The organism is Burkholderia arboris, from assembly GCF_902499125.1.
Classification (GTDB): Bacteria; Pseudomonadota; Gammaproteobacteria; order Burkholderiales; family Burkholderiaceae; genus Burkholderia; species Burkholderia arboris.
Window position 1 is genome coordinate 283970 of sequence record NZ_CABVPX010000003.1, and the last position, 23946, is coordinate 307915.

16 protein-coding genes are annotated in these 23946 nt (G+C 64.3%); 9 read left to right on the forward strand and 7 right to left on the reverse strand.

The window, feature by feature from the left end:
• Positions 1–12: 12 nt before the first annotated feature.
• The 3 genes from BLA15945_RS05710 to tssI form a co-directional block, all read right to left on the reverse strand.
• Positions 13–276, reverse strand: coding sequence for a PAAR domain-containing protein (locus BLA15945_RS05710; RefSeq protein WP_081051972.1), 264 nt, complete (start codon positions 274–276; stop codon positions 13–15).
• A 67-nt stretch (positions 277–343) separates the two neighbouring features.
• Complete coding sequence (locus tag BLA15945_RS05715; protein WP_155627244.1) at positions 344–607, reverse strand: hypothetical protein; 264 nt, start codon at positions 605–607, stop codon at positions 344–346.
• A 17-nt stretch (positions 608–624) separates the two neighbouring features.
• A complete protein-coding gene (tssI, locus tag BLA15945_RS37950; protein WP_174991733.1) occupies positions 625–6594 on the reverse strand; it encodes a type VI secretion system tip protein TssI/VgrG in 5970 nt (1989 codons plus the stop codon).
• Positions 6595–6875: 281 nt separating this feature from the next.
• On the opposite strand from tssI, the gene BLA15945_RS05725 reads away from it, so the two are divergent.
• From BLA15945_RS05725 to BLA15945_RS05755, 7 genes are all read left to right on the forward strand, one after another.
• The gene (locus BLA15945_RS05725; RefSeq protein WP_081051971.1) at positions 6876–7274 is read left to right on the forward strand and encodes a helix-turn-helix domain-containing protein; all 399 of its coding nucleotides are present in this window, start codon (positions 6876–6878) and stop codon (positions 7272–7274) included.
• 463 nt (positions 7275–7737) lie between these two features.
• Positions 7738–7962 carry a hypothetical protein gene (locus tag BLA15945_RS05730; protein ID WP_155627243.1) on the forward strand — a complete coding sequence of 75 codons (225 nt, stop codon included), beginning with the start codon at positions 7738–7740 and terminating at the stop codon, positions 7960–7962.
• 466 nt (positions 7963–8428) lie between these two features.
• Positions 8429–9430: an FHA domain-containing protein gene (locus BLA15945_RS05735; RefSeq protein WP_174991734.1), complete on the forward strand. Its 1002-nt coding sequence runs from the start codon at positions 8429–8431 to the stop codon at positions 9428–9430.
• Positions 9427–13473 (forward strand): TOMM system kinase/cyclase fusion protein, encoded by a 4047-nt coding sequence (locus tag BLA15945_RS05740; protein ID WP_174991735.1) that lies wholly within the window; start codon positions 9427–9429, stop codon positions 13471–13473. The genes BLA15945_RS05735 and BLA15945_RS05740 overlap by 4 nt, the downstream gene beginning before the upstream one ends.
• A gap of 33 nt (positions 13474–13506) precedes the next feature.
• Positions 13507–13851 (forward strand): BMA_0021/BMA_0022 family TOMM bacteriocin, encoded by a 345-nt coding sequence (locus BLA15945_RS05745; RefSeq protein ID WP_174991736.1) that lies wholly within the window; start codon positions 13507–13509, stop codon positions 13849–13851.
• Between the two features lie 16 nt (positions 13852–13867).
• Positions 13868–14230 (forward strand): BMA_0021/BMA_0022 family TOMM bacteriocin, encoded by a 363-nt coding sequence (locus BLA15945_RS05750; protein WP_059238242.1) that lies wholly within the window; start codon positions 13868–13870, stop codon positions 14228–14230.
• A gap of 92 nt (positions 14231–14322) precedes the next feature.
• Positions 14323–16560, forward strand: coding sequence for a TOMM precursor leader peptide-binding protein (locus tag BLA15945_RS05755; protein WP_174991737.1), 2238 nt, complete (start codon positions 14323–14325; stop codon positions 16558–16560).
• A gap of 119 nt (positions 16561–16679) precedes the next feature.
• Here BLA15945_RS05755 and BLA15945_RS05760 read toward each other — a convergent pair whose 3' ends face one another.
• From BLA15945_RS05760 to BLA15945_RS05770, 3 genes are all read right to left on the reverse strand, one after another.
• On the reverse strand, positions 16680–17252 hold the full coding sequence (locus tag BLA15945_RS05760; RefSeq protein ID WP_059238238.1) for an AidA/PixA family protein: 573 nt from the start codon (positions 17250–17252) through the stop codon (positions 16680–16682).
• Positions 17253–17454: 202 nt separating this feature from the next.
• The gene (locus tag BLA15945_RS05765) at positions 17455–17994 is read right to left on the reverse strand and encodes a cytochrome b (RefSeq protein ID WP_059238236.1); all 540 of its coding nucleotides are present in this window, start codon (positions 17992–17994) and stop codon (positions 17455–17457) included.
• 183 nt (positions 17995–18177) lie between these two features.
• Positions 18178–19128, reverse strand: a complete 951-nt coding sequence (locus tag BLA15945_RS05770; protein WP_174991738.1) for a helix-turn-helix domain-containing protein — start codon at positions 19126–19128, stop codon at positions 18178–18180.
• A 343-nt stretch (positions 19129–19471) separates the two neighbouring features.
• Here BLA15945_RS05770 and BLA15945_RS05775 point away from each other — a divergent pair, with 343 nt between their 5' ends.
• Positions 19472–21070 carry a GMC family oxidoreductase gene (locus tag BLA15945_RS05775; RefSeq protein WP_174991739.1) on the forward strand — a complete coding sequence of 533 codons (1599 nt, stop codon included), beginning with the start codon at positions 19472–19474 and terminating at the stop codon, positions 21068–21070.
• Positions 21071–21109: 39 nt separating this feature from the next.
• Positions 21110–22600, forward strand: coding sequence for an aldehyde dehydrogenase family protein (locus tag BLA15945_RS05780; RefSeq protein ID WP_174991740.1), 1491 nt, complete (start codon positions 21110–21112; stop codon positions 22598–22600).
• Positions 22601–22691: 91 nt separating this feature from the next.
• Here the strand turns inward: BLA15945_RS05780 and BLA15945_RS05785 are convergent, their stop codons facing one another.
• Positions 22692–23783 carry a porin gene (locus BLA15945_RS05785; RefSeq protein ID WP_174991741.1) on the reverse strand — a complete coding sequence of 364 codons (1092 nt, stop codon included), beginning with the start codon at positions 23781–23783 and terminating at the stop codon, positions 22692–22694.
• Positions 23784–23946 lie beyond the last annotated feature (163 nt).

Genomic DNA, 23946 nt, shown 5'->3' on the forward strand with positions numbered 1-23946 from the left:
TGGGAGCGTGTTCTACTGATCCGCAAGAAACTGCTGCTGACTGGCGATTAATGATGCGCCGCAGGCGGTTTTCATGCCATGCAAGGCGACAGCGCGACCTTCAATCGAATACTGGCTCGATCCCTGAATGATCGGGAATATACCTTTACATTTCGGGCAACTGACCATATGGCCAACGCCAGCCGCTGGCCGACCACTGAGATCCATGCCTCCGAAGCCATCGAGCACGACACCGCCGTGATCGGTCATGTCACCCTTGCGAATGATGGGTTGCATTTTGCCAACTCAATACGTCATTCTTTCTCAATTATTACTCGACTGTCGTCGTGATATTTCGAAAATATCATTTCACATCGGTAAATTTGGGGTCCTTTACTATGTCATCATCGTCGCTGGAGTAGTAAAGAAATCCAAGCGCCTTTGTTTCCACAAGAATACCTTCTGACAACTTTCCGCCTCCGACCAACTCTTGGTCGGTAAGCCAGTCGTCATACCCATCTACACATTGGCGCTTGTCGAAATCACACACGACAAGGCCAACAACGTCCCCCTCGACGATAACATGATCGCCAATGTGGATATCTAGCCCAGATGAAACGTATTTCACGATGCGCCTCTTCCCTATCAAGGTGGGTTGAGAAATGGTTCAACCGGCACCATGCTTGATGTCAATTGCTCCGGCTTAAGCACATATTTTTGCTTCGCCCAGAAGCAGTCGCACTTCGGATATGGCATTTGATTGGCCTGGAACATATTGTGATGCGACCCGTACACGCCATGTTGCATTTCATTGTCGGGTATCACGTCAAGCGGTCTGTACCCAAACGTGCCAACGGCGATGATTTTCCCTGACACGGTTTTGCATGGGTTGCATTTGTTCGGGCAATCATCTTTTTCCTTGACCTTTTCTTGCGTACCGTCCGTGGACCTCGTCATGTACCAGATGCCCGCTCCGATCATGACCAGCGCGCCAATTCCCGCGCCGATCAGTGTCCCGGGCCCGGGAACGACACTTCCGATACCGGCACCGATCGCTATTGTGCCGAGACCACTAGGATCAATCTTCCGTGTCGGAATGCCATCCGCATAGGCGTAAAAATTTGGCCCGCCACGCAGTCCGATCGGGTCCTGATTGATGTATCGACCTATAGCTGGATCGTAGTATCGATGCCGGTTGTAGTACAGCCCGGACTCTCTATCCCTGAATTGCCCCGGAAACCGGATCGGATTGTCGATCTCGTCGGCGATCATCGATTTCGTCTGCCCGTAGCCGTCGAAGTCCGCCGCCCACACGACCCGACGCGTCTCGTCGTAGAGTTCCTGCGGCGCGCCAAGGTGATCGGTAACGTAGAAGTACCGTTTGCCACGCTCGAGCCGAGCCACAGGCCCGGCATGGTCCGGATGGGCAACATAGGTCACGGACTTGTCGTTGCGCGGTGTCTGCCCCGCATGGACCTCCTGCAGCAGCCAGTCGCCGTCCCAGACGAACAACGTCGTAGACGGCGCTGCGCCGGCGGGCGTGTGAACCTTTGCGATCCGTCGGCCGAGCGCGTCGTATTGGTATTCGGTGCGGCTGCCGTCGGCCTGTTCGATACTGGCGAGTTGATGCCCGCTGTCGTAGCGGTAGCGCGTTTCCACGGGTTCAGGTGTTGTCACGGGTGTGACGGCATCTCTACGGGCCAGCAACCTGTCGAGCAGCCCCGGATTGTGATCCGGCTCGGGCACCTCCTGCAACGCACGCGCGACGCGACCGGTACGGTTGCCGTGCCCGTCGTAGCTGAAATCGAGTTGGGAGCGCGTCGGCCCGGCGATCGCGATGAATCGCTTTAGCCGATCGCCAGGCGCTTCCGGAACGGTGGCCGTATCGGACGTCGACATGGCTACGCTGTCGGGTTCCGATCCGTGGTCCAGCCGCGAAAGCAGGTTGCCGGCTGGGTCATACCGATACGTTTCCCCTGACGGGTGCGGGACAGCTTCGCCTCCCAGCCGGTTCACACTGGCCAACCGCGCGAGCGGATCGTATTGGAAGTGACGCTCGCCTCGCCACGTGTCAGCGAGTCGCGTGATCTGTCCGGCCGCATCGTAATCCCACGCGCGCCACGGACGCGGTTCCGCACGTGGCTGCCCCCGCTCATCGAGATCCTGCAAGCGCTGCGTTTGAAGGAGCCCTGCGTCGTTGTACGCGAACAACTGCGCGATAGGGCCTTGAGCCGCATGAATCGTCCGATGCAACGCGTCGCGCTCGAAACTCGCCAGCGGTTCGCCGTCGAGCAGTAGCCCGTGGATATGACCACTGCCGTAACGTTGCCAAGTCAGCGTGCCGACGCCAGGCAACTGCATCCCGCTGCGGTTGCCGGCTGCATCGAACGTGTGCTGGAGCCGCCAAACTCGCCCGTGGTGCGATTGAACCTCGGCCGTCCGCCGGCCGGCAGCATCGTATTCGTACGTGATCTGCGATGGTTCGCTGTCTTTCGGTTCGTGGCGGATCTGCGTCAGCAGACCACGAGCGTCGTAGCCGAATGTGGTGTGTGTGCCATCCCCGAGTCGTCGCTCGATCGGTCGTCCCAGACTGTCGTACAGCAGTGTCGTGCGCAATTGGCCATCATTGCCGTGATCGATTTGCGCGATCTGTTCGCCAGCGGCGTTGTATTCGACTTGCTGGCGTCGCCCATCGAATCCCGTTTGCGCAATCATGCGACCGTGCGCGTCATACTCGAACGTGCAGTGCTCGCCCTTTGCATTGGTCAGCGCCACGAGCCGCCCGAGCGCGTCGTAACCGTAACCGGTGGTGCTGCCGTCCGGCGCTTCTATCCGGACGATCTGGCCGTAGGCGTCTCGTGTCACCTGCGTCGTGCGCCCGAGCGGATCGGTATGGGCGATCGCCTGTCCTGCCCGATCGTACGTCGTTGTCCAGGTGCCGAGCCCGGCAGGCGCGATCGCTGTCGGCAGTCCGGCAGCATTACCGTAAAATCTGCTCGTCTGCCCCAGTGCGTTCGTCTGGTGGGTTTGCCGCCCGCGCTCATCGTAACCGTACTGCGTCGTGAAGCCCGAGCAGTCGGTGCGTGCGATCAACTGACCGGCGTCGTTGAATTGTGTTTTCGTCACGTTACCGAGCGCGTCGGTGTGCGCGACAGCCAGGCCATTCTCAAACGTGGTACCAGATGTGTTGCCGAGCGGGTCGATCTCCTTGACCAGATGGCCGTCGGTGTCGTACTCGCGTTGCCAGATATGCCCGGCGGGATCGGTAATTCGCGTCGGCAGGTTCTGGTCGTTGTATTCAATGCGCGTCAGCTGGCCCGCGGCGTCACGGATCGCGATCGGATTCCCGTTTGTGTCGCTGACCGATTGCGTCTTGCGGCCGAGTGCGTCGACGCGCGCCGCGACATTACCCGTCTCGTCGAACTCGGTCTGGTCCGCGCTACCGTCCGAATGAACGACCTGGTCGACCGCCCATAGGCCGTTATAGCGGTACGTCGTCGAGTTCCCGAGCGCATCCGTCACCTGCGTCATCCGGGCGGCCGGTTGATAAGAGAAGCGTGCTTCGCGCGTCACGACTGGCTGGCCGTTGGCGTCGAGTGTGTACGCGTAGGTTCTGATGCAGCGCGCCTGTGGCGTCTCGCCGTCCCACTCGGCGACGAATGTTGCGCCGGCCGGCGTCTCGTAGCGCGTGAGCAGGTGCGTGTGATACGCGTAGGTCCAGGTCAAATTGCCGCTGTCGATCGCCTGAACGAGATCGCCGTGATCGTCGTATCGATACGCGGCAAGTTTCTGCGTCGAAGTGCCGTGCTCGTCGAGCAAATGGACTTCGGTGATGCGGCCTTCATCGTCGTGCCGGCACGATACCGTATGGCAGTTGTTCTGGATCTGATGCAGGTTGCCGCTCCGCGTATACCTAAACGACAGCAACTGCTTGTCGCGGGTCTCGTAGCGCTCCAACAGCCAACGATCGGATTCGCTCGGATGCGGGCTATACGTCTCGACGATGCCATTCGGAAAGCGTACCGCGTATCTCGCGAGCCGGTCGATATCGTCAAGCCGCTGAAGCGTGTATTTCTCGATCGGATGAAAGTGTTCCTGACCCGGATCGAGCACCGGAAATTGCAGCTGTCGGCCGTCGAAGTCGATATAAACAAGCTTCGGTGTACCGGCGATCGTCACGTGACGTACTTCGGTCGCGTACTGCAGTTTCCATGCGACGCCGAAACCGCCGGTTCGCTGATCGGCACTGCGATAACGTCGATTCCAACGGATCGGCATCCGTCCCGGCAATGTGAAATCGTCGTGCGTGAGCAACTTCTGGCCTGTTGCAACGTCCACCGGATGCGCGCTGGTGGTCTTCTTCGCGCACTCCGCACAATCGGCCTCCGTGACGGGCGCAAGACCTTTGGCACTGCCGCCGCTTTGCGTGACCGGCCCCTCGAGGTAGATCCCCGTACCCTTCAGGTGAATACCTGCCGCGTCGATCGTAATCGTGCCGCCCGGACCGATTAGCTGCGCTGTCTTCGCGCCCGAGAGGCTTGCCTGGCCCGAATCGGTGATCCGGATCTGGTTGCTGTTCGCGCTCTGAACCGGATCGGGGATTTGCGGGCTGAAGCCGGGAGAAATGTCGAGCGGCGTCTCCTGGTCTTTCTTGACCGCGTCGCCGACGGCCTTGCCTCGTACCGTCACCTCATAGGTATGCCCGACATGCGCGGTCCAGTCCTGAACCACGCGATCGACGCGATCCATGCCGACCGTGCTGGCCATCTGCAGTACGACGTTGCGCAGATACAGGCCGCCGACATTCACGTTGTAGGCCAGACCGACGTTGAGCATTTTGCCAAGTCCGACCGATTGCACCGAGGCCAGGCCGACTGTCTCAAACTTGACGCCGCCGGTTGACAAGGTCCAGTTCTGGCCAATGCTGGCCTTCTCGTCGTTCCCAACCGATTTTTCGCGGTCGTTGCCGACCGAGTGCGATTCGTCGTTCTCGACCTCGATGCGCTGATCTTTCTCTGCATGCAGCCAGACTTCTTCCTGCCCTTTTCGGTCTTCGAAACGCAACGCGTTCGCCGTACCATTGTCGCCGCCCGTCGTCGAGCGTGTCAGGATGCCGCTCTGGGTCGCATTGTCCGGCAGCCCCCACGGCGGCATGTTTGCCGCGTTGTAGACGGATGCAATAATTAGCGGACGATCAGGATTGCCGTCGGCGAAGGTCACGACGACCTCGTCGCCAATGCGAGGGAGCTGGATCATCCCGAATCCGCTGCTGGCCCAGGGTTGCGCGACGCGCACCCAACACGAGCTCCCCTGATCCTGCTTGCCGAGCCGATCCCATGGCAACTGGATCTTCACGCGACCGAGCGTGTCGGTATAAATTTCCTCGCCCTTCGGTCCGACCACGACAGCTGTCTGCACGCCATGGATCATCGGCCGAGGACTCGTCAGCAGCGGCCGATACGGGATCTTCTTGCGGATGCAGCGGAATTCGGCCGAATAGATCGCGCTGCCCGACACTGCCGTGGTTTGCGACCCCGGTTTTGCCTGGTAGTTGTTCGTTCCGTGGTGCCGGATCGACGTCAACAGAAAGTGCCGATCCTCGGGCTGCGCCTGGTCATGATCGTAGTGCGTATCGAGTTGGAAGTACCGCTCGAGCTCAAGCCTGCGATAGTGACTCTTGCCGACGAAGATCTTGCTGTGGGCAGCCAGTGCCTCGGTCCGGAATCGAGCGAGTTGTTCGCCCCGATCGGAATCGGGAAAACCATGGGCGCCGAGATAGTCGTAGATCTCATAGTTGTCGACCTCGCCCTGATCGACAGCCGTGTCGCGCTCGACATACCGTCGCGCGCTCGGAGCCTTGTAGTCCCCTGTCTTGAGCGCAACGCTGCCCGACGAGAATCTGCGACGCGATACGAAGGATGTGACGACCTGGTTGCTTTCCAGGATCTCGTCGGTCGAATAGCGGAGCACCGGACTGTGCCCGGCAATCGGGCCGACGTTGATCGACGAGTCTGTGACGACTAATGTATGGCTGTCCTTCTTGTGCTCGAAATAGAAGAACAGCCCCTCCTCCTGCATCAGGCGCAGCGCAAAAGAGAGATCGGTCTCCTTGTACTGCGTGCAGTAGCTGCGATTGACCGTTGGCGCGGATAGACGAAACACAACGTCGCCGAATCTCCGGTATCGATGCATCACGTCGTTGAGAATCTCGTCGACTTTCTGCTCCTGAAAAATCCGGATATCCTGACGGCGATCCATAAAGGCCAGCCACGGGCGGGCGATAGCCTCGTAGGTCGCCAGGCCACCATCGGTGCCGGTATGTATAAAATCGGTGACGTAGCCGTGGAAATAGCGCACGTCCGTGCTGGCAAGCGCGTCGGTCAGCTGCAGGGTGACCGTCACCGGCTTGCCGATCAGTTGCTTGAGCTCGATGTTCGGGTCCTGGGACGCGAGCATGAACTTCATTTCAAACAGTTCGCCCAACGCCTCTTCGCAGACGAACTCGGTCAGCACGAGCGCCGAGCGACCGGACAGCGGCGTGTCGATCGTGAACAGCCGATTGTTTTGCAGAGCGAAGAATTCCTTCGCGATCTCTTGAAGGGAAGGCGGCGACATAGGCGATGACGTCCTGTCGTTGTTGATTCTTTTCTCGGACCGGGAGGCAGCCTCCTCCCATATTTCGGTCCTCTCTCATCGGACACGCTACCCCGATCTTATGATCCTAACAAAGTCGTTTTCGACAGGCACGATCTTTCATTCATTATTTCCTATTGATGGCGATCTTCAGGTATTTGTGTTTTATTATTGCCAATTTTAGAATTTGCACCGGATTGATAGTCATGCGGGCCCTATGCAGGTGGCCTATTGTTGCTCGGTTCTGAGAATTCGCGCGTAGCCTGAGGGGCGCACTCAGACTTCGCTACGGCATCCGTCAGAAGGATCTGGCAGTTGCCATGGCGCTTGAGCAAAGCTACGTTTCGGCCATTGAGCTCGGTACGAAGGACCCTCCCTCGCAGGCAGTCGTCGATCGGCTCTCAGCGTGCTTGCGGCTCTCAGACGACGAACTTTCAAGTCTGCACGACGCCCGGTTGCTTTCGCAACGACACTTCACGATTCCTCACACGGCGTCTGCCGACATATGCCGTCTCTGCAGTGAGCTTTGGCGTGATCTCGACACGCTGAGCGATGTTCAGGTGCCCGTCGAGGGGAGCACGCACCTCTTCGGGCTGTATCTCTTCGTGCCGCACTACTATTGCCGCCGCTCGACTTTCAGTTCAGGTGCTGAACATGCTTGAGCGAGATCACCCAACAAAGCTCTGCATATCGATTCGACAAAGCGCGAACACTCGTCGTGGCCTTCGTATCGAGGTGTCCATCTGATCACGGAAGCGGTCGTTAGCCGTTCGCTATTTGCATACTATGCACACATTTACAGCACACGCGAGCCTGCCATCGGGCCTTGAACCTCAAGCAACCAGGGCTTCGGCAACTCGTATGCGGGGTAGGTCGGACCGTCTCGATTCATGAGCACCACCTTTTGTGGGGGGAGGCACCGTGCGCGCAAGTCTTTGATTTTAAAAACTTCTAGGCAGGGGTTCGATCGGGGATCAACTTTTCTGCGAATTTTGTAGGGAGGGGTCATCTTTTCTGCCACATGGTCGCGGGAAAACTCGCAGAAAAGATGGCCAAATCATTGATTTGCATGGTCCGCAGAGGCCCCCTAACAGTGCCGGACTGCGCGCGCGAGGCGTTCTGTCGGTGCATTCCGATGATGCCGCTGGCGGGTCGATCCCAACGACCGGACGGATGATGCCGGATCCGGTGCCGTGGTCGTTCGATCAAATGATCGGCACGCGCGGATGCCGAAGCGAATTCGCTGGTCGACAGCGTTGCGAAACATTCGCCGTGGTGCAGCACGATTTATCGAATAAGTTAAGCAATGGCGATTATAAAAACATCAATGAACATTGTTTAATTTATTGAAACTGTCAGATTTTATTTTCGGCCGATCAAACAAAATTTCCGCGGCGGCAAAGGTCATTAAATTTGCACCGTCATTCAATATCGTCTTGTTGGTTTGGCGTATGTCTGGCGGAGGTTTGCGCGGATATGAAGAATTTCGACCCTTTTATTTTCGAACTGGAATTTCTTCGAAAATGTAAAGCATTGCAATATAAGATCGCCGGCTGGGTATTCCGGTTGCGGTGCGTGATTTTATTTGGCAGGATTTTCATCGGGCTGGATGGTTTTACAACAACAACGCGCTCGACAATTTAATTTGATGAAAATAACGCGCGGCGCCTGGACAACGATTTGAAAGGAAGCTGACCAGAAAACAGGTAACGAGGCGCGGACATTCGGCACGGTTCGCGATCATTGAATCAATCGCTTGCCCGGCAGCGTCGATGCGTCACTCGAGCGAACCGGGCGAATCCGACACGGGGCGGCCATGGCGATACTCAAGAACGATTCATCCGGGGAAGCATGCCTGCTCCGCGCGTATCACGTATTCGGCCGCGACGATGCACGCTGCGACACGGTCATCCGGGACGGGTCGGTGTCCCGTGTGCATGCCCATATCCGCTGGGTCGGCGGGCTGTGGGAGCTCCACGATCACAGCAGCAACGGCACGTCGGTATCGGGCGTGTCGTTGCGCGACGGCGAGCACGCGGTGCTGCGGCAAGGTGACGTGATCCGCTTCGGCAGGGCCGGTGTGGCGCCCTGGCGCGTGGAGACGCTCGACGATCCCGCCGATACGCTGTGGCCGATCCGCGGCGCCGCGGCCCCGATCGTGCTCGCGCCGCGCCAGAGCCTGCCTGCTCCTGCCGCGCAACCGGTCACGATCGTCCGTTCGCCGGCCGGCGAATGGCTGTGCGACGACACGTTGCCGCCGCGCGCGCTCCATGACGGCGACGAAGTGTCGACCGGCGACCTCGCGTGGCGCCTCGACCTCGTGCGCAACGCCTCGACGGTGATGCTCGCCGCCTCCACCGTTCCGGCCGCGCCCGCGCAGTTGCTCGAATTCTTCGTCAGCCGGAACGAGGAGCACGTGCGCATGCTGCTGCATGTCCGCGGCGGCGTGGTCGACCTCGGCGAGCGCGCCCATCACTACAGCCTCGTCACGCTCGCTCGCGCACGTTCGGCCGACATGCAGGCCGGCTACGACGCCGCCACGCAAGGATGGATCGAACTCGACCGCCTCGCGCGCATGCTCGGCATCGACACGTCCCATGTCAACGTGCAGATTCATCGTGCGCGAAGCCAGTTCGCGGCCCTGCCGGGGCTGGGCGCGAGCCAGCTCGTCGAGCGCCGGCGCGGCAGCGTCCGCTTCGGCGATTTTCCGTTCCGGATCATGCGCGGCGAGCACCTCGAATGCCAGTCGGTGCCGGTCGCCGGGCCGCGTATCGGCGTGCCGCGTGCGGCGCCGGGCCCGGTTGTCCATTGCTCGTGAACGCGGGGGAGCCGGCCGTGTCGACGACCCTATCCCGCCCGCCCGCCGGGCCGGACGCCCCTGAACCGGGTCAGCATGCCGTGCCGCTCGCGGCGCTTGCCGGCAAGTGGCATTACCGGCTCGGCCCGCTGCTCGGCGAAGGCGGCAACGGCGTGGTGTTTCGTGCGACCTGCGACGAGACCGGGCAAGACGTCGCGATCAAGCTGATGCGAGACGATGCCGCGCTGACCGCAGCGGAGCGCGCGCGCCGGCGTGCGCGCTTCCGGCGCGAAACGAGCCTGTGCGAGGCGCTGCGGCATCCGAACATCGTTGCGCTGCTGGATCAGGGGGAGGCGCTCGACGGGCGGCTGTTCGCCGTATTCGAACTGGTGGAGGGCCGGACCGTGCGCGACCGGCTCGCCACGGAGGGGCCGCTGTCGGCCGTCGACACCGGGCGGCTGATGACGGAGGTGCTCGACGCGCTCGCGGCCGCGCATCGGCGCGGCATCGTGCATCGGGATCTGACACCGCAGAACATCGTGATCGCGATGGCCGATGACGGGCCGCACGCGAAGCTCCTCGATTTCGGCATCGGTGCGTTGCTGCCCGGTACCGACGACATCGCGCGCCAGACCGCCACGCTCGCGACCGAGGTGCTCGGCTCACCGCCTTATTGCGCACCGGAGCAGTTGCGCAACGAGCCGCCGACGCCGGCGAGCGACCTGTATGCGTGGGGCCTGATCGTGATCGAATGCCTGACGGGCGATGTCGTCATGCAGGGCGCAAGCGTGGCCGACATCCTCTATCAGCAGCTGAGCCCGGTGGATGTCGCGCTCCCGCCGTCGATCGCATCGCATCCGCTCGGCGCGGTGCTGCGGCGCGCCCTGAACAAGAATCCGCAGCAGCGCGCGGCGTCGGCCGACGCGCTCGCGGCGCAGTTTCGTGCGCTCAACTTCGCGGCGCTCGTCGGCCAGTTCGACGCCGGTCGTGCCGGCCGGCAGACGCGTTCGCGCCCGCCTGCGCCCCACGGCGAGACGATCGCCGCGGTCGGCGAATATCGCCAGATCACCACGCTGTGCTGTTGCGTGACGATTGCCGGAGAGGGCCCGCAACGCCATGCCGGCACCGAGCACGGCAATGCGCTCGACGGCTACGAGGCGCAGTGGCTGACGAAGTGTGCCGATATCGCGGTCGGCTACGGCGCGCACGCGGGCGGACGGCTCGGCGACACGCTGCTGTTCCATTTCGGTCTGCAGGGTGACATCGACCGGCCCGCACGCCGCGCGGCGCGGGCGGCGCTCGACATGGTGCGGGTCGCCGAGCGTGCCCTGCTGCCGGTGCCGTCGGCCGCCGTCGGCGTGGCCGGCGCAGGAGAAAGCTGGCGGGTCGAAGTGGCCGCCGCGATTCATGTCGGGCAGGTGCTCGCGCACGCATCGCACATGTCGGGCGCATCGACGTCGGCCGCGGTGTCGCGGCTGTTGCGGCTGGCCGGGCCCGGACAGGTTCTGATCAGCGACGACGCGCGGCTCGTGCTCGAACGGCATGCCGATTCCCGGCCGACCGCATTGCGGCTCGCGCGGGCGGGCCTCGTATCGCAGCCGGTTCATGAACTGCTCGGCGAGCGGCAGGCCGATACGCCGTTCGATTCGCTCGACGCCGGCATGCGGACACCGATGGTCGGCCGCGCGCGCGAGCTCGACGCGCTGCTGCGCGCATGGCAGGAGACGCAAGGGCGCCATCGTCGTGCGATGCGCGGCGAGCCTGCGCCGCTCGGCGTGCCGCGGCTCATTGTCGGCGATGCGGGCTTCGGCAAGTCGCGGCTCGCGCACGAGCTGTGCGAGGCCGTCCGGACCCGCGGCCACGCGTTCGCGCATTGCGGGTGCCTGCCCGAGCGGGAAAACCATGCGCTGTTCCCGGTCCTGCGGTTCATCGGCGCGCATTGGCATATCGAAGCCGATCGCGAGCCTGGGGCGGCGCTCGCGGCGATCGACGCGATGATCGCGCCACTCGATTGCGATCATGCGGCAGCCCGGGTCGCGCTCGCGACCTGGCTCGGGCTGCCTTGCGATGCGAACGGGTTCCTGTGGTCGAGCGTACGCGAGCAACATGCGCTGTTCGACGTCCTGGAACAACTGATCATGTCGCTCGGCAACGGCGCACCGGTTCTGCTCGTGGTCGAGGACGTTCAATGGATCGATCGCTCGACCGAGGCGTTTCTCGCGTATCTGCAGCGCTCGCCGCGCGCGGCGGCACTTTGCATTGTGCTCACGTCACGCCCCGACAAGCTCGCCCGCTGGCGCGGCGCGACCGACCGCCTGGTGCTGCGCCGCCTGCCGCGCGACGATGCGCAGCGCCTGATGTCGGCGCATCTGGGCACGGGCGCATTCGATCCGGCGTGGCTCGACCGTCTCGCCGATCGCACGGCGGGCATTCCGCTGTTCATCGAGGCCGTCGCGCGCGAGTTGGCGATGAGCGGCGCGGACGGCTCGCTCGCCGGACCGTGGGCAACGGATCCCGATCCGCTTCCGCTCAGTCTCGGCGGCATGCTCGGCCTTGCATTCGACCGGATCGACGACGCGCGCGACACCGCGCAGCTCGCCGCGACCATCGGGCTCGAGGTGGAGGCGCAACTGCTCGCCGAGGCATCGCCGCACGATCGGGCCACGCTGGACGCGCATCTGCGGCTGCTGCTCGAAGAGCGGATCGTGTATGCGCAACATCGACGCGATCGCGTGTTCTATTCGTTCCGCCATGCGCTGATTCGCGATGCGGCGTACGAATCGATGCCGCCTGCCGTGCGGCGCGGCAACCATGCGCGCGTCGGCCGTGCGCTGGTCGAGCAAGCCGATCGCGGCGCCGGCGCGCATGCGTTCGGCGTCGCCGGGCACTTCGCGCGTGCAGGCGCCTGGGCGGATGCGATCGCTCACGGCATCGACGCCGCGCGCCGCGCACTCGAGCGTTCCCGGTACGACGATGCGATCCGCTATGGGCAGGCCGTGTTCGACTGGCTCGGCAATGCCGACTACGCGCAGCGCGAGCACGACAGCGCGCGCGTCCGCGCCACGCTGACGCACGCGACGATGGCGCGCTTCGGCTGGGCCGATCCGCAGGTGCGCGAGCACGCGGAGCAGCTGCTGCGGCACATGCAGACGCTCGATGATCCGGAACTCGAGATCAGCGCGTTGTGGACGCTGTCGACCTATTACCACGTCGCAGGCGATCGTCCCACCGTGCGCGCGATCGGCCTGCGGCTGGATGCACTCGCGACCGAGCGCGGCGATGCCGGCGTCCAGGTCGCGGCGGATGCGATGCGCGGCATGAGCCTGTGGGTCGACGGCCACTTTGCGCGCGCCCGTACTGCGTTCGATGCGGCGCTGGCCGGCTACGACGTACGGCGCGATGCGGGCCACCGGCGCATCCTCGGGCTCGATACGCGCGCGTGGACGATGGCATCGCTCGCGAGCGTGCGCTGGTGCATGGACGACGACCCGCAGCCGGCGCTCGCGATGGCGCGCGACGCCGTGTATTGCGCGACGTGCCTCGACCATCTGCCGACGCTCGGCGTCACGATGATGTACCTCGCTCGCACGTACCAGCTCGCAGGCGATCGCGACGCGGCGCGCTCGCTGTCGGAAGCGATTCTCCGCCTGTCGGATGCACACCGGCTGCGTGCGGTCGGGCACTACGCGGCGATCATTCATGCGTGGGCGCAGGGGGATCGCGCGGGTGTCGTCGCGCATCTGGACGCGCAGCGGCAATCGGGCGGCCTGCTGGGGCTGACCTACTACGCGTCGCTGCTCGCCGAGCTGGATGCCGGACGCGGCGACTACGGTGCCGCGCTCGCGCAGGTCGGGCAGTGTCTCGCATGGTGCGAGTCGACCGGGGAACGGTATTACGAAGCCCAGCTGTTGCTGAAGCAGTGCGAGTACTTGCGCCAGGCCGATCCGCGTTGCGGCGGCGTGGCCGCGCTGGACGCGTGCCGGCGCGCAGTCGAAATTGCAACGGCGGCGGGCATGGGCCGGATCGCCAGGCTCGCCGAAGCGACGTTGCAGTCGTTGCCGTAAGCAGTTCCATTCGTCATTCAGGAGAACAGACCGATGAGCAAGGATCTTCGATTACCGACGTACGAACAGTTTCTCGAATACCGCGCGACCGTCATCCGGGCGATCGCCCTCGCATGGCATTCCCCGGCGTTTCTGCACGAGCTCGAGAACGATCCGGTCCACGCGTTGCGCGAGCATTTCGACTATCACTTTCCGTTCAAGCTCGACCTGAAGGTGCAGATCAAGTCGTCGGCGTGGACGCCGACCGTCAATGGCGACTGGACGGCCGGCCAGAAAAACAGGCTCACGCTGTATTTGCCGCCCGCGCCGGCCGACGAGGCCCAGTTCGCGCAAGCCCTGGCCGCGTACAACGCGAGCCACATCACCATCATGGAATGATTCCGGGGAAACCGACATGTCAAAGGACAACGCCAATCCGACGCTCGAATCGATGCTGGAGTTTCAGAAGGTCTATCTGCGCGCGATCGCGCTTTCATGGCGGGACCCGGCGTTCAAGGGCGAACTGCTGGACAAGCCGCTGGATACGCTCGCGAAATACTTCGGTTACCAGTGTCCGTGGATCATCGACATCGAGATCGCGAAGACCGACGGCGATCATGGCTGGACGGGCGACGGGAAAGGCGGCGGGAGCTGGAACCTGCCGCGCAACGTGATGACGGTCGGCATACCGGAGCAGCCGACGCACCTGGACGAGGAGGCCGTCGCGCTCGCAGCCTACTGCGACGCGGGTCCGTGTTACCTGTTCACCTGTTGCTGACCCGGCGCGGCTGAGCCGCGCACCGTTGCGCGGCCCGGGGCGGTTGCCCGGGCCGGGCGACGTTTTTCCGATCCGTCGCACGGAACCAGACGATGCTCGAAGACCTTTCGCGCGTGTTGCGCTTCAAGCCGCATTTGCTCGTGCTCGATGCAGGGTCCGAGACCCTGTTCGTCGTCGACGAATTCAGGCGCGCAATGCTGTCCGGCGCGATCTACGTACAGATTGCCGCCTGTGTGCGGGCGCGCATGACGGTCGCCGAAATCGTGACGTCGCTGGCCGGCACGTTCGGCGAATGGGATGTGCTCGCGCGGCTCGATCACCTGGTGCGCCGCGGGTACGTGCGTGCCGATCCGCCGCACGACGACGACGCGGCGCGCGGCTTCTTCGAGCGCGCCGGGCTGGACGGCGACGCGGCGCAGGCGCGCGTCGCGCAACTGCGCGTCGCGGTGGAAACCTTCGGCGCCGACGGCGCGGCGCTGCGGCGTGCGCTCGATACGGCCGGCATCGCTGTCGTGCCGGATGCCGAACTGACGGTTGCGATCGCCGATACGCACGACCGCGACGACCTCGCCGCATGCGCCGCCCGCGTGACGGCGCGCGGCGGCGCGCTGCTGGTCGTGGCGGCGAGCGGTGTGCAGACGTTGATCGGGCCGCTGCTGGCCGGCGGCGGCGCGCATGCCGATGCGCCGTGCATCGAATGCGTGCGCTACTGGATTCGCATCAACCGGCCGGTCGAGGCGCTGCTGGCGCGTCATCACGGCAGCGGCGCGGCGCGTCTGCCGCCGGCCGCGTCGCGTGCCGGGGCCGCGGCGGCGGCGGCGCTCGTCGCGGCGACGGTCGAGCAGATCGCGGTCAACCGCGCGGTGGCGGAACGTTTGCACACGCATATCGTCGCGCAACGCATCGACACGCTGGCCGTCGAACGCCACCGCGTGATCCGGCGTCCGCAATGCCCGTGCTGCGGCAATCCCGCGTGGATGCGCGAGCAGGCGGCGCGCGCGCCGCGGCTTGCCGGGCATGCGCCGTTGGCACGCGCCGACGGTGGTTACCGGACCGCCGGTCCGCAACAGGTGTTCGAGCGCCACGCGCACCTGATCTCGCCGGTCAGCGGCGCGATTGCGTATCTGCATCCGATGCCGAAGCGGCACGCGGGCCTGCGCAAGGTCTATGCGTCGGGTTTTCTCGTGTGCCCGGCCGCCGTGCCGGAGAGCAACCGGTTCGACCGGATCTGCTCCGGCAAGGGCAGCACCGACGAGCAAGCCCGCGTGAGCGCACTGTGCGAAGCGCTCGAACGCTTCAGCAGCGTGTATCAGGGCGACGAGGCGACCGTGACCGGCAGCATGGAAAGCCTGCTCGCCGATCCGGCCGGTGACGCCGAGCCCATCCACGTGAACGAACTTCAGCAGTTCAGCGATCGGCAATTCGACGCGCGCGACGCGATCAATGCATTGACCCGCGATGTTCGCAAGCAGGTGCCGCCGCGCTTCACGTCGCGCGACGTCATCGACTGGACGACTGCGTGGTCGCTCGTGAATGGCAGGCGCCGGCTCGTGCCGCTCAGCTACTGCTATGCGGAAACGCCCGGCAGTGCGCAGGCCCTGGCCGCCTGCGTGCACAACCCCAACGGCTGCGCGGCCGGTTCGAGCGTCGACGAGGCGATTCTGCAAGGCATGCTCGAGTTGATCGAGCGCGATGCGGTCGCGATCTGGTGGTACAACCGGGTCGCCCGCCCCGGCATCGATCTCGCGAGTTTCGGCGACGCGTATTTCGACGCGCTCGAACACGAATACGCGACCTTCGGATGGCGTGTGTGGGTGCTCGACATCACCACCGATCTCGGGGTGCCGACCGTGGCCGCGCTCGCGGAGAATCCGCAGGACGGGCGTTTCTCGATCGGCTTCGGTTGCCACCCCGATGGCCGGATCGCGGTGCAGCGGGCGCTGACCGAAGTCAACCAGTTGCTCGATATCGCAGCGGATGCACCGCATCCGTGGGATCGCGACACGCTGCCGGAAACCGGATTCCTGTATCCGGCGGCGGGCGTGCCCGCAACGACACGCTCGACGTGGCAGCCGATCGATGCCGGGTCGTTGCCGGCGGCGCTCGCGCATTGCACCGGGCGCATCGCGGCGGCCGGCATGGACGTGCTCGTCGTCGACAAGACACGGCCCGACATCGGCTTGTGCGTGGTGCAGGTCATCGCGCCGGGGCTGTGCCATTTCTGGCCGCGCTTCGGTGCGCAACGGTTGTACTCGGTGCCGGTGAGACTCGGTTGGCGCGCGCAGCCGTGCGACGAAACGGCGTTGAATCCGGCGCTGCTGTTTCTGTGACCTGATCGCGGGCCCGCCTGGCCGGAAAGCGGCATCGGGCGGACCGGTTCGGCCCGCCCGGTGTCGCCGGGCGCCTCGTGCGAAGCCTGCACCGGCCGTGTCGAGGCGCCCGTCCGGGATCAGCGGTTGTTGGCGGTGATGTACGGATCCCAGGTGACATAGCCCTTCAGTTGCGCGTGGCGGTCGTAGATGGCGACGACGAACGTGTAGGTTTCGGTGCCGGGCCGGATCACGGTGGCCTGCGCGTAGTAGTCCGCGCGCGGCTCTTCGTTCACGCGGTTGCTGCCGGGCCAGCCCGCCGCCGGGTAAGGCTCGGTGACGTTGGCGGTGAGGTACGACACCTCGCTCAGCAGATTGCCGCTGACCGCCGTGAAGCGATACATGAAGCACTTGTAGTCGGCCACGTCGGTCAACGACACGGTGCGCCAGCGGATCACGTCGTTGACGTCGGCCTTGATCCGCAGATTGCTGCCGGCTTCGCCCTGGTTCACGCCCTGCAGCGGGCCCTGGCCGTAGCCATACGCCGCGTTGGCCAGCGTGGTGATCATGTAGACGGTGTCGGGGTTGTTCCCGAGCGACGTGGGCTTGTCCGGATTCGTGCTGAGCACGTTGTTGTTCTTTCTCAGGATTTCGTCGACGTCGAACGCGGTCAGCACATCGATGATGTTGAAGGTACTCAGGATCTGGGACATGACGGTTCCTTTCACGCTTTATCGTTGAAGAACACTCGGCTGAGTGACGACGCTCGCGGCGTCTGAATCTCTTCCGTCCTGCGCAGCGTCGCTTGCGGAGACACCGGGCGCACGGAAGAGTGACGACAGCGTACGAAGGATCGATTCCCAAATCGATTACACATGCTTACAGCGCGCGTGCCGGCGCGTGTTCCCGTTCCCGTCAGATCCCCATCCGCCCCGCCACTCCGTCGCGATCGACGAACTTGTGTTTCAGTGCGGCCCCGATGTGCAGGGCCAGCAGCAATCCGAGCGTCAGTACGAGCGCGCGATGCAGCGCATCCGTCAGGAGTCGCAACGGCTCGTCGCGGCCAACGAGGATCGGCAGGTTCGCGATGCCGAAGAAGCTGACCGCGTGCGCACCCGCAAGGCGGTGCACGTAGCCGGTCAGCGGTACGAGAAACAGCAGCAGGTACAGCACGCCGTGCAATGCGCCGGCGATCCGTGCCTGCCACGCCGGAACGCTGCCCGGCAGCGGCGGCGGCGTGTGCGTCGCGCGCCACGCGAGGCGCGGCACGGTCAGCATGAAGATCAGGCTGCCGATCGACGCGTGATAGAACAGGATGCCGTTGAACTGCGACGAGTTGTGCGGAAACGTATCCATGTAGAGCCCGATCGACAGGTTCAACAGGATCAGGATCGCGATCGACCAGTGCATGGCGATCGCAAAGCGTGCGTAGGCGGTGTGGTTGGGCTGTGACATGATCGGTCTCGCGGAATCGGGTGGGGCGTCGCGCGCCCGCACGTCCGGCGCGGCGAACGGCGTGGCGACACCCGATGTACCGGCGCGGCGCCGGATTTATTCCCGATGCCGGAGAGGATCGCTGTCTGGCGTGGTTGTTACGGCATGCAGAAAGAAGGATGAAAGGCCGCAGGACGCGGCGCGTCACGCCCCCGGCACGGTGCGGTGCGCAAGCCGGTAAGCGCCGGGGCTGCATCCGAACCGCGCCTTGAACGCGCGGCCGAAGTGCGTGATGTCCGAGAAGCCGCATGCGATCGCCAGCTCCAGCAGATTCCGGTTGGTATCCGCCGGATCCTCCAGCGCACGCCGGCTCGCCTGCAGCCGGTATTCCTGGATCAGGCTTTGCGGCGTCTGGTCGGTCGCCGCGAGTGCGCTGTAAAGCGTGCGCCTCGACACGTTCAGCGCGCTGGCCAGCCGGTCCGGCGACAGGTCGGGGTCGTGGTAGTGATGCGCGAGATGGATTTCCGCATTCATGCGCAGCGTCGCGCTGCGCGCGTCGGCGCCGGTGAGCGAATCGCCGGCCTCGCGGCGGATCACCGAATCGAGCAGCATCAGCGTCGACTGTTCGAAGCCGAACAGGCTTTCCGGATCGTTCGGCACCTGCCCGTCCATCAGGAAGTGGATCGACTGCAGTGCCAGCCGCGCATTGCCGACGGTCTGGCGTACCTGGACGCCCGCGCGTTCGACGAACCACCGCCACATCGTGCTGCTGCGCGGCGGCGTCAGCGCGGCGACGAAGCGCGACGCATGCGCGGATTCGATCCGGTACGGCTGAGTCGCGTCGTAGATCACCCATTCCCCGGGATTGACGGTCGACGTCGTGTGGCGTTGCGTGATGCGGCTTTGCCCGGCGATCTGGAACAGGATCTTGTAGCAGTCGCTTTCGGTGCGCGCGGCCAGTGCGCGATCGCGGTCGACCCGGACGGCCGTGGTGTCCACCTCCGCCATGCGCAGCCCGCCCACCGATGCGACGCGCACCGACATCTGGAAAAGAGGGCCGGTGTCGTGAAAAACCAGCGGCAGGAAACTGTCTGCGACGAGTTCTCGCAGGTTTGCGCTGCCGTTACTGGCGCTGACGACGAGTTCATGTGCCATGGCCGGGAGAGGGGAGGTGCCGGGAACGCACCAAGATTAATGCAAATGAAAAAAGCCGGTACGGTGGCCATGCCGTTCTGCACGCTGAAGCTAAAAGTGTGCACGGAGCGCCGAGGTATGCCGGCGGACCACTTCTAGAATCGGAACGCGGTCGACAAGCCGTCCGCGCATCGGGCTTTCGCCGCGGCGATTCCCGTCGCGCCGCAACGAACCGCACGGGCTGGCTCGCGCCATCAGGAACCATCACCGATTTTCAAGGAGACACCGCCGGAGGCCAGGCGACGCACGTGGCGGCACGACGCGCCGGCGAACGTTGCGCGGACGACGGCGGGCGCATACCAGGATGTCCGATAAAACTTTCGACTACATCGTCATTGGCGCCGGGTCGGCCGGCTGCACCATTGCGACCCGCCTCGTCGAGCGCCGCAAGGGCACCGTGCTGCTGCTGGAAGCGGGCGGGCACGACAAGGACCTGTTCATCCACATGCCGGGCGGGCTTGCCAAGGCCATTCCGCGTCACACCTGGCCGTATGCGGCCGAACCGTCGGACGACGTGAAGGGCCGCTCGATCGCGGTGCCGCAGGGGCGCGTGCTCGGCGGATCGAGTTCGGTCAACGGGATGCTGTACGTGCGCGGGCACCGCAACGACTACGACCGTTGGGAGAACGAATTCGGCTGCAAGGGCTGGGGCGCGGACGACATGCTGCGCTACTTCGCGAAGGCGGAAAACAACGAATCGCTGACGGCGCCCTATCACGGCAACACAGGGCATCTGCAGGTCACCGAGATCCGCTACCGGCATCCGCTGTCGCAGGCGTTCGTGCGGGCCGGCCAGCAGATGGGCCTCGATTACCTGGTCGACTACAACGGCGAGCGGCAGGAAGGCGTCGGGTTCTATCAGGCGACGATCTTCAACGGCGAGCGTGGCTCGACCGCCGCGACCTACCTGAAATCGATCCGGAACCGCCCTGAATTCAGCCTCGAAGTCGATGCGCTGGTCGAGCGCGTCGAGATCGAAGCCGGCCGTGCGACCGGCGTCACCTATCGCCAGGGCAGCCGTCGCGTAACCGCGAAGGCGCGTGCGGAAATCATCGTGACGGCCGGCGCGATCGGTTCGCCGAAGATCCTGCAGCTGTCCGGCATCGGGCCGCGCAGCGTGCTCGACGGCGCGGGCGTCGCGGTCAAGCACGTGCTGCCGGTCGGCGAGAACTTCCACGATCACATGCACATGTCGGTCAACGCGACGATCCGCACACCGGTGTCGCTCTACGGCCAGGACAAGGGATGGCGCGCGCTCAAGCATGGCATCGAATGGAAGTTGTTCCGCTCGGGCATCCTGACTTCGCCGGTGCTCGAGGGGTTCGCGTTCGTGGATACCTGCGGGCAGGGGCAGCCGGACGTGCAGTTCCATTTCCTGCCAACGATCGATTCGTTCGACGACCCGATCGGCGTGACGCAGGGCAGGACGCACGGCATCACGATCAAGACGGGCCATCTGCAACCGCATTCGCGCGGACGCGTGACGATCCGCTCGTCGAATCCGGCAGACCTGCCGCGCATCGACGGGCGCTATCTGGCCGACCGCCGCGACGTCGACGGCCAGATTCGCGCGGCGAAGCTGGCGCTGAAGATCCTGCGCCAGCCCGCGCTCGCGGAGCACGTCGACGAGATCTTCTCGCCGGATTGTCCGCCCGATGACGAAGCGGGCATCGAGGACTGGGTGCGCGGCGCAGCGAAGACCGTTTATCACCCGGTGGGCACGTGCCGGATGGGCACGGATGCGGCGTCGTCCGTCGTCGATCCGCAACTGCGTGTACACGGCATCGCCGGGCTGCGCGTGGCCGACAGCTCGACGATGCCGAGCATCCCGAGCGGCAACACGAACGCGCCGACCATCGCACTCGCCGAAAAGGCATCGGACCTGATCGCCAACGCGGCTTGATCGGGCGTTTCATTCACATGGGTTTCCGGAGGCAGGCAAATGGCATTGGTGCAGATGCTGGACGAGGTCAAACGGTTTCTCGCGCGCGAGCACGGTCACTACATCGACGGCCGGGCCGTCGCCGGCAGCGGCGGCGAACGGATCGAGGTACGCAACCCGGCCACGCGCGCGGTGATCGGCTCCGTCGCGCAGGCGACCGCCGACGAGATCGAGGCGGCGGTTGAATCGTCGCATCGTGCGTTTCGCGGCGCGTGGGCGCAGGTGACGCCGGCCGATCGCGAGCGCATCCTGCTGCGGTTCGCGGATCTGATCGACGCGCACGGAGAAGAGATCGCGCAAATCGAAACGGCGCAGTCGGGCAAGCTGATCGGCCTGTCGCGCGCGATCGAAGTGAGCTGGTCGGCGCGCTGGCTGCGTTACTACGCGGGCTGGGCCACCAAGATCGCGGGCGAAACGCTCGCGCCGTCGTTTCCGAGCATGAACGGCGAGCGGTACACGTCGTTCACGTTGCGCGAGCCGCTCGGCGTGGTGTTCGGCATCATCCCGTGGAATTTTCCGGTGATGATTCCCGTGTGGAAATTCGGCGCGGCGCTCGCGACCGGCAATACGGTGCTGATCAAGTCGTCGGAGTTCACGCCGCTCACGATGCTGCGCATCGCCGAGCTGGGCACCGAAGCCGGCTTGCCGCCGGGCACGCTGAACGTGATCAACGGCTCGGGCAGGGTCGGTGCGTCGGTGATCCGCGATCCGCGCATCGCGAAAGTGTCGTTCACGGGCTCGGTACCGACCGGCCGCATCATCGGTGAGGAAGCCGTCAAAGCGAACTTCACGCGCGTCACGCTCGAGCTGGGCGGCAAGAACGCGGCGGGCTTCTTGCGCGATACGCCGGTCGAGAAAATCCTGGATGGCGTGATCGAGGCCGGGTTCCTGCACAGCGGGCAGGTGTGCGCATCGGCGGAGCGCTACTTCGTGCATCGTTCGCAGTTCGACGAGGTGGTCGAGAAGCTGAAGGCGCGGCTGGACAGCTTCCAGCCGTCCGACCCGATGGACGACGCGGGCATGATCGGCCCGGTGTGCAACGAGCCGCAATTTCGCAAGTGCCTCGACGCGTTCGACTTGGCGCGCGCGGACGGCGACACGATCGTCACGGGCGGCGGTGCCTATGCGCGCGACGGCTTTTACGTGAAACCGACGGTCGTGCTGCCGAAGTCGCTGCAATCGAGTGTGTACCGCAACGAAGTCTTCGGCCCGGTCGGCGCGTTCGTGCCGTTCGACGATGACGAAGAACTGATCGCGATGATGAACGACACGCCATTCGGGCTGACCGCGAGCCTGTGGACGAACGATCTCTCGAAGGCGCTGCGCTATGTCCCGCGCATCGAGGCCGGCACTGTGTGGGTGAACATGCATACGCTCGTCGATCCGGCCGTGCCGTTTGGCGGTGCGAAAGGATCGGGTATTGGCCGTGAGTACGGCTCGTCGTTCATCGATGCCTATACGGAACCGAAATCCGTCACGATTCGTTTCTGAGTCGAGCAAGTGACAGGCGCGTTGCCGGATGAAAACCCGGCAGCGCGCCCGCTGGCGTCGGCCGCGATATCGCGGCCGGCGCTTTTTTCCATCAGAACCGCGTACTGAACCCGATGCGCGCAATCGACTGCAGCGCACCGCTCGATGCACCGTTCGCATCCATCACGCCGTTGATCTGCGCGTTGCTGCCGTGGCCGGTGCGCTGATGCACGCCCGCCACGTACACCATCGTGCGCTTCGACAGCCAGTACTGGACGGCGGCCAGGAATTGATGCGCGTGAGCGTTGTCGAGCGTGTCGTTGCCCTTCATGTACGTGTAGCTCGCGCCGACGACCCATCCGGGCGACGGATGCCATGCGGCACCGGCTTCGGCCGACCACGCGCCCGCGCCGTTCTGTGCGTTGTGCACGGTCGTGAAGAGCGCCTTCCCCGTGATCGTGCCGATCGTGTAATGCACGCCCGCGCCCCAGTTGCGCACGCTGGTGGGCGGCAGCCCGCCGGCCGCGCCGTACTTCTGGTTCGTATAGGCCGCGCCCGCGCCGAACGGGCCGTTGTCGTAGCTCGCACCGACGCTGACGGTGTTGTTCGCGCCGACCGACCCGGCGACGTTGCCGAAGCCGTACAGCGCGCCGACGGTCAGGCCCGACAGCGACGGGCTCGTGTACTTGACCGAATTCGCGACGCGATTGCTGCCCGCGACACGGTCCCAGTCGAATGCGCCGGTCGGGTTGTTCGGCAGCGCGAGCTTGTCGAACGGCCCGTTGCGAAAACCGTACAGGCCGACGAGATCCTGTGCGATCTCGTTGCCGCTGGCGGCCAGCGAATCGACCATGAATTCGTACTGGTTGCCGAGTGTCAGCGTGCCGTACCGGTCGTTCTGCAGCCCGACGTAGGCCGTGCGCGCGAACAGCCCGCCGCCGATGATCGAGCCGTTGCCCAGCGAATACTGGTTCACGAGCCGGAAAATCGCACGCGTGCCCGCGCCGAGATCCTCCTTGCCTTCGAAGCCGAGCAGGTTCGGAAAGAAGATGTTGTCGTCGAATTTCGCGGCGCCGTGGCCGCTTTGGTTGCTGACATAGCTGATGCCGGCATCCATCAGCCCGAACATCGTCACGCTGCTCTGTGCAAACGCCGCAGCCGGAATCGTGCAGGCCGCGAGTGCCAGAAAGGTCTTTTTCGTCATCTCCAAAGTGCTCCTCACATGTTTCCGATCGGATCGGATATTTTTAATTGGACTACTGATTGATATGAAGAAAGATGAAGCGGGTGAATCCCGATTCAGCGGCAGCCGAAGGACGCCGCGGCGCGCAACGGGCATCGGCAGGTCTCGTCGGCCGCCGATGCCA

Excerpts from the sequence above, each read along its gene's own strand:
- BLA15945_RS05710 (WP_081051972.1), bottom strand. The coding sequence starts at position 276 with ATGCAACCCATCATTCGCAAGGGTGACATGACCGATCACGGCGGTGTC.
- BLA15945_RS05780 (WP_174991740.1), top strand. The coding sequence starts at position 21,110 with ATGGCATTGGTGCAGATGCTGGACGAGGTCAAACGGTTTCTCGCGCGC.
- BLA15945_RS05775 (WP_174991739.1), top strand. The coding sequence starts at position 19,472 with ATGTCCGATAAAACTTTCGACTACATCGTCATTGGCGCCGGGTCGGCC.
- BLA15945_RS05745 (WP_174991736.1), top strand. The coding sequence starts at position 13,507 with ATGAGCAAGGATCTTCGATTACCGACGTACGAACAGTTTCTCGAATAC.
- BLA15945_RS05760 (WP_059238238.1), bottom strand. The coding sequence starts at position 17,252 with ATGTCCCAGATCCTGAGTACCTTCAACATCATCGATGTGCTGACCGCG.
- BLA15945_RS05765 (WP_059238236.1), bottom strand. The coding sequence starts at position 17,994 with ATGTCACAGCCCAACCACACCGCCTACGCACGCTTTGCGATCGCCATG.
- BLA15945_RS05735 (WP_174991734.1), top strand. The coding sequence starts at position 8,429 with ATGGCGATACTCAAGAACGATTCATCCGGGGAAGCATGCCTGCTCCGC.
- BLA15945_RS05755 (WP_174991737.1), top strand. The coding sequence starts at position 14,323 with ATGCTCGAAGACCTTTCGCGCGTGTTGCGCTTCAAGCCGCATTTGCTC.
- BLA15945_RS05750 (WP_059238242.1), top strand. The coding sequence starts at position 13,868 with ATGTCAAAGGACAACGCCAATCCGACGCTCGAATCGATGCTGGAGTTT.
- BLA15945_RS05770 (WP_174991738.1), bottom strand. The coding sequence starts at position 19,128 with ATGGCACATGAACTCGTCGTCAGCGCCAGTAACGGCAGCGCAAACCTG.
- tssI (WP_174991733.1), bottom strand. The coding sequence starts at position 6,594 with ATGTCGCCGCCTTCCCTTCAAGAGATCGCGAAGGAATTCTTCGCTCTG.
- BLA15945_RS05785 (WP_174991741.1), bottom strand. The coding sequence starts at position 23,783 with ATGACGAAAAAGACCTTTCTGGCACTCGCGGCCTGCACGATTCCGGCT.